A 6,660-nucleotide genomic window follows, 5' to 3' on the forward strand; every position below is an offset into this window, starting at 1 on the left:
CTTGACTGTTAATCAAGATGTCGTCAGTTCGAGTCTGACAGCCGGAGCAAGTAAGAAAGAGGACTAATGATAGTCCTCTTTTTTTGTGCGGTTTTATAATTAAACTATTTGTACTCAAGTGATTTCTAGTAATTTTTATCGTCTACTTGATGCTGGGTTGAATTTTAAGATCGGTAAATGCCGTAATTAATCTTTGCAGGCCCTCAGTTTGATGGGATCTATGCTTAACGGCAATAAAATATTTAATTTGAATTAAGTTATTGTCAAGCGGAAGTAGATTAATGGGGGTTTGGGCCATTCGCTTAATAATACTGGCCGCAGAAATAGTTAATCCTACACCTTTGATTGCTAAGTTAGTGGTTGTTAAAATGCTGCTGCTTTCTAAGACAATGTTTGGTTTAACGTGAAATTTTTGAAAGGCCCCATTTACTTGCCGTCTAATTGCTGAATTGGCAGAGCTAACAACGAATGGCTCCTGGAGAATATCTTTAATATCATATTCGTTAGGTTCTAAAATAAAGCGCCCCTTTTTAAAATAAGGCGACTTTGGCGATATGATGACGTAATAATTTTCGCCGCCATTGACGTAAAAGTCTATTCCATGATTGAGTGATTCTGGTGTTTGTCCTAGATAACAATCAATTTCTTCATTTAAAAGTTTGGTTTCATTTTTACGAGGATAAGTTTCAGATAATTGAATTTTGATGTTGGGATTTTTGGTTAAAAAATCTGGTAGAAGTGCTGGCAAAAGAAAAGTTCCTAAGCTTTCTAATACACCAATTCGAATAACTTCCTTATTAGGCATGGAAAATGGGGTTAGTTGCTCAATTAAAGTCTGATTATTAGAAATAGCCGTTTCGAGATATTGGTAATAAATAATGCCAGCTTCAGTTAATGTAAACGGTATTGTTTCACGATTAATTATTTTGGCCCCTAATTTGCGCTCTAGCCTCTTAATTAATTGTGTTAGATATGGCTGAGAAATGTATAACTCGTGTGCAGCTCGGGTAAAGTTGCTTTCTTTTAACAAAACATCGATATAATGCTGTAATATTTCTGGATCTTTCATCTATTTCCTCCAATAATATCTCAATTATATCTTACTCGTGGCTCAACAACTTGGGCAACTTAATATTACTTTACTCAATAAAAATAAGAGACCAATTATCAAAGCAAATTCGTAATTAATTTAAGTTTGAAACTAACAGTTGGGGGTATAAACGATCAAAGGGACAAAAGTACCCGTCGACTTCTTTTGCCAATAGCATTTTTGTTATGGCTTGCTTGCTATAAAACTATTTCACCTTGCGTATGAAACTTAGTAAAATTTAATTACTAAGTATTCAATAAGGAGGAAGCAAAGCATGATGAAACCAGGTACATATGATGTGAAAGCAAAAGGTCATGGTTCAAGCTTTATGCCAATGAAAGTCACACTTTCGGAAGATAGCATTAAAGATATTAGTATCGATTCTAGCGGTGAAACTAAGGGTGTCGCCGATGAAGTTTTTAAGCGTTTGCCCAAAGAAATTATTGCCAATCAAACTTTGAATGTTGATGCGGTGAGTGGCGCAACAATTTCCAGTCATGGTGTTGTTGATGGTGTTGCTCAGGCAATTAATGAAGCCGGTGGTGATGCGCAAGAATGGAAAGACCGTGCTAAGCCAGCCGTTATTGGTGGACAAGATCAGGTACTGGATACAGATATCGTTGTAATTGGTGCAGGTGGTGCAGGGCTTGCTGCAGCTGCTAGAACAATTCAAAACGGAAAAAAGGTTGTTGTGCTTGAAAAGTATCCTCAGATTGGTGGCAATACAACTCGTGCGGGTGGTCCACTTAATGCAGCGGAACCAGAATGGCAAAATCAGTTTAAGGCTTTAGCCGGTGAAAAAGAAAGCCTAGAAAAATTAGCAGCAATGCCAATTGATGAAATTGACCCAGAATACCAAGAAGACTTCAAGAAGCTGCAAAAACAAATTAATGATTACGTTGAGTCGGGGAAAGATTACTTATTTGATTCAGTATTGCTTCACGAAATTCAAACTTATTTGGGTGGTAAGCGGACTGATTTAAACGGAAATGAAATTCACGGTAATTACGCTTTAGTAACTGAATTAGTGAACAATGTACTTGATTCTGTCAATTGGCTGACTGATTTGGGAGTTAAATTTGATCGCAGTGAGGTAACCATGCCCGTAGGCGCTTTATGGCGTAGAGGCCATAAGCCAGTTGAGCCAATGGGCTATGCTTTTATTAGTGTATTGGGTAAATGGATTGAAGAGCACGGTGCTACAATCTTGACCGAAACGCGGGCAACTCATTTAATTACTGAAAATAATCGCGTCACTGGTGTAATTGCTAAAAGTAATGATGGCAGCAAAGTAACAATTCATGCTCAAAAAGTAATTTTAACTTCTGGTGGCTTTGGTGCTAATACCAAGATGGTACAAAAATACAATACTTACTGGGAGCATATTGATGACGATATTGCCACAACTAATTCTCCTGCTATTACTGGTGATGGCATTGCTTTGGGGCAAGAAGCTAACGCTGATTTAGTAGGCATGGGCTTTATTCAATTAATGCCAGTTTCCGATCCAAAAACGGGTGAATTATTTACCGGTATCCAAACACCGCCAGAAAACTTTATTATGGTTAACCAAAAGGGTGAACGTTTTGTAAATGAATTTGCGGAACGTGACACCTTGGCTAAAGCCGCAATTGCCAATGGAACGCTTTTCTACTTAATTGCTGATGAAAAGATTAAGAAAACAGCTTATAACACAACCGAAGAATCTTTAGAGGCACAAGTAAAAGCCGGAACTTTATTGAAAGCTGATACGCTTGAAGAATTAGCACAAAAAGCTGGTATGGATCCAGATACTTTAGTTAATACTATTAAAAAGTATAATTCTTACGTAGATTCAGGTGAGGATCCCGAATTCGGCAAGAGTGCATTCAACCTTAAATGTGAAGTAGCGCCATTTTATGCTACACCGCGTAAACCCGCTATTCATCACACAATGGGTGGTTTAAAGATCAATCCGAAAGCACAAGTTATTAATAAAGACGGGCAAGTAGTTGATGGTTTGTATGCTGCGGGTGAAGTTGCAGGTGGCTTACATGCTGGTAATCGTCTAGGCGGTAATTCGTTAGCAGATATCTTTACGTTTGGTCGAATTGCAGCTGATACGGCATGTGATGAAATAAAAGACACTGATGTGGCTACAGGCGCTTCACAGCATTAATTGCAATCAACTTTTCTGACAAAAATAAATAATAGTTAACCAATTAGGCTAACTATTATTTTTTTATTTTAAATTATAAGTAATCCCTTTCAAGTGCCATAAAAATAGTCACAATTAATAAGTCTGCACAACCACCCAAGCTGTAATTTTTTTCTAGGCATTCTTGGTTAAGTTCTTGTAGGTATTTTTTCCCAGCGGCAGAATTGTAGCCGCCTAGTTTTAAGTAACTAGCGGCCTTATTTTGAAGCCAATTAATAATTTCGTAGTTGCCAGCTCGCTTGATTAAATTGCTATCAACAGTTACCGTAGCGATTTTCATTAGGGTATCTAACAATCTAGTTTGAAGATTTCCCGTCCGCTTTTTTAAGAACGGTAGAGCTACATCGCGGACAATTGGATAGCCCAGTTCAGCTTGCTCACGTGCACCGCCCGCACCATATTGCTGAAATTCTTTTTCTCCTGCAGTTTTTAACTGATTATTTAGTTTTAAGTCGTGTTCAACTAAGCCGGTACACATTTTTTTAATCGTAGTAAAAATTTCAGTTTGATTTTTTTGGCAATAACTTTCAGCACAGACAAAAATTCCTAAAGCAAAAATTGCGCCTTTATGCGTATTAATACCATTAGTAGCCTGAAACATGTCTTTTTCAGCAGCTATTCCTTTTTGCCGCAATTTAAAAAACATTTCTGTTAAGTCTGCTGCTTTAAAATCATGACCAATATTAAACGCAGCAGTAAAGTAGTTAGTTAAACTCAAGCTGCTATCAATGAAAGTATAGATATTCATATCCTGATGCGGTCCTGGACTTAGCGGGTCGACAAGACCAGGCTTAGGAAGGGTGACAACTTCATATAAAAGAGCTCGAGTGGCATTTTGGGTAATTGAATTATTCATAAAGATCACTTTTGACTATTATTTATCTGATTAACAATTTCTTTAACCGATTGGTTTACAGTGATAAAATCAATATCTTCGGCAATATCAGTATACCCCAGATTAAGGTCGCCTTTCAGCATTCCGTTGATTAAACCCTGGTAACCGTGAGATGCAGCAGTAATTTGGGTAGCATCTATCCCGGCAGCAGTCATTTTAGCTAAGTGATTAGGCAATTTTCCCGGTAATGAAAAAATCGTCCGGTTGTTTAATTTGAAGGAAACCAAATCCGAATTTTTGGCTTTGATCAACGCATTTTTAATAGACGTAGCTGTGGGTGCTTCTTCACTAGCGGCAAAAACAGTTTTGAGAAAGACGCCTTGTGCACCACAAGCTAAAGCGTGAGTTAAGGCCTTAGGATTAGCGGTATCACAGCCAGCTAAGACGGGAGTGGCTTGCGCTTCATGGACAAATTCTAGCAGTCCTTCTTTTTGCGGGTAAATAAGAATATCAATTCCATTTTTTTGCGCTTGTTTTACCTTATCAGTCTGGGAGACAGCTTGCATAACTTTAATCCCATTATGGTGAAGTAATTGGACCCATTCTTTTGAAGCAATTTGACCAAATCCCTCAAAAAGAGCAATGGTAAGTCTTCTTTTGCGCATTAATTCTACAAGTTCCATTGCTGTATGATCTTGCTCAGGTATGCTGGCACTACTAGGAATTTCAATGGCAAATGGGCGAAAGGTATGAGCTAAGACATAGTCTATTTGTTCATTCATCAAATTTCTTTCCTGCATTGCGTCAAGGATATAATTGTTGCCAGCTTTGCCAACTTGGTCGCTACTACTTGCCGAGGCTCCTGTTAGCGCATCAGGTGCGTGATAACCGGCATTAATTCCCAGAATTCCTAATGAACCTGCTTCTGAAATGGCGGCAATCAGTTTACCATTGGTTAGCGTGTGAATAGGCTCTTGGACAATTGGTAAATTAACCCCTAATAATTGACATAATTTATTCATCTGAAAATGTTGCACCTCCTCCAATCAATTAGACCGGAATATTATCAACCATTTCTTGAATTTCTTTTTTACGGCTTTTAATAAAATCAAGAAAATCAATGATTTCTGGTGAAAAGTTTTGGTTAGAATCATAGACCAAGTACACCTGGCGCGTATTTTTAGGTAAATCGAGCTTAATTGTGTGAATGTTAAAACCGCTAAGGTAGATCGTTTTAGCCACTACCCCGACGATGTCATTTGTAAGAACCTGACCAGCAATAGCCAATTCATCATGTAAACGATTAGTAATGTGTAAATCTGATGCGGTAGCTAATAAGGCATTAGTGATGTCTTTGCCAATTTGAATCTTTTTTGAATAGGTAATAATTGATTCACCCTGCAGCTCTTCTGGGGACATTTCCGTAATTTTTGCCAGTTCGTTTTCTTGTGAAACGATGGCAATAATTTCTTCAGTATAAAGTGGAACATAAGTAAAATCACTGAATTCGGGCACATAAGAACAGATGCCGATATCATACCAGCCATTTTTAATGCCTTCGCAGATTTGATAAGAAGGGTTGTCGTGATAAATAAAATGAGGTGCAATATTGCTTTCTTGTTGATATTGTTTGGTCAGGTTAGGAAGCAAGATTCCAATTGCGGTAGGGATGCCAGCAATATGAATGTTACCTTTGTCTTGACTAATTTTTTGCTCAATTTTCTTTTTACCATGGTCAAGGGTAGCCAAAGATTTAGTAACCGTATCGTAAAAAATACGTCCATAGTCGGTTAATTGAACGTAGCGACCATTATGCTTAAATAATTTACAATGCAATTCTTTTTCTAGTTGCTTGATTGATATTGAAAGAGTGGGCTGACTAATATATAAATTTTCAGCCGCTGTAGTGTATTGTTTTTGTTCTGCCAATTCACGAAAATAGTAAAGTTGATTTAAATTCATGATAGTACCTCAAAAAATATGTGATATTCACTACCTAATAATAGATGCTATACCTTATTTAATAAAAACGCTTTCACATTTTTTAATATATTAATTGGAAAAATTAATATATTAGCTTAATAACTGAGCGCGTTGTAATTTAGCTGATAAATTTACCGGACAATTTAAGAAGTTAGCAATAATCTTTGTCATTTTAACAAAACTTCCGCCAAAATAATGGCAAAAGTATTTATAAAACTAATAAAAGTAACTTTGTTATCAATTTTACAAAGGCAATTTTTGTCAACATAATACACTTGTCAATTAAGAGTGCTTTCAAAAAACTTCAGAAAGTAAAAAGGAGATTGTATTATGACTGAACAAAAACAATTGCATGTATTACCACCATATGAAGAAACACCAATTATGCATAAGGCTAAGCCAGGCGAGTCGATGACCGACGAAGACTTTGCCAATTACGTTAAAGAAATTAGACATTTGGCCCAAAATGAATTTGACCGTATGACTAACTATATTGAAGAAAATCGTAAGTTTCCACAAGACTTTTTCCCAATAGCAATTAAGCATGACCTGTAT

The 6,660-nt window shown here is 36.9% G+C and carries 6 protein-coding genes; 2 read left to right on the forward strand and 4 right to left on the reverse strand.

Going from position 1 to position 6,660, the window contains the following annotated elements; all coding sequences use genetic code 11:
* Nucleotides 1-142 precede the first annotated feature (142 nt).
* On the reverse strand, nt 143-1,069 hold the full coding sequence (locus J3U69_RS10290; RefSeq protein ID WP_267413994.1) for a LysR family transcriptional regulator: 927 nt from the start codon (nt 1,067-1,069) through the stop codon (nt 143-145).
* Nucleotides 1,070-1,367: 298 nt separating this feature from the next.
* On the opposite strand from J3U69_RS10290, the gene J3U69_RS10295 reads away from it, so the two are divergent.
* Nucleotides 1,368-3,248: a flavocytochrome c gene (locus J3U69_RS10295; RefSeq protein ID WP_103752911.1), complete on the forward strand. Its 1,881-nt coding sequence runs from the start codon at nt 1,368-1,370 to the stop codon at nt 3,246-3,248.
* A 73-nt stretch (nt 3,249-3,321) separates the two neighbouring features.
* Here the strand turns inward: J3U69_RS10295 and J3U69_RS10300 are convergent, their stop codons facing one another.
* Genes J3U69_RS10300 through J3U69_RS10310 form a run of 3 tightly spaced genes read right to left on the reverse strand, consistent with a single transcriptional unit; the run spans nt 3,322 to nt 6,084 of the window.
* Nucleotides 3,322-4,143, reverse strand: coding sequence for a triphosphoribosyl-dephospho-CoA synthase (locus J3U69_RS10300; RefSeq protein ID WP_267413996.1), 822 nt, complete (start codon nt 4,141-4,143; stop codon nt 3,322-3,324).
* Nucleotides 4,144-4,148: 5 nt separating this feature from the next.
* Complete coding sequence (locus tag J3U69_RS10305; RefSeq protein WP_267413998.1) at nt 4,149-5,144, reverse strand: nitronate monooxygenase; 996 nt, start codon at nt 5,142-5,144, stop codon at nt 4,149-4,151.
* Between the two features lie 28 nt (nt 5,145-5,172).
* The gene (locus J3U69_RS10310) at nt 5,173-6,084 is read right to left on the reverse strand and encodes a LysR family transcriptional regulator (RefSeq protein WP_267414000.1); all 912 of its coding nucleotides are present in this window, start codon (nt 6,082-6,084) and stop codon (nt 5,173-5,175) included.
* 351 nt (nt 6,085-6,435) lie between these two features.
* Here J3U69_RS10310 and J3U69_RS10315 point away from each other — a divergent pair.
* Nucleotides 6,436-6,660, forward strand: a 225-nt coding sequence (locus tag J3U69_RS10315; protein WP_267414001.1) for a hypothetical protein, incomplete at its 3' end; no start/stop codon positions are given.

This window comes from Lactobacillus sp. B4026 (genome assembly GCF_026535825.1).
Lineage (GTDB): Bacteria > Bacillota > Bacilli > Lactobacillales > Lactobacillaceae > Lactobacillus > Lactobacillus panisapium.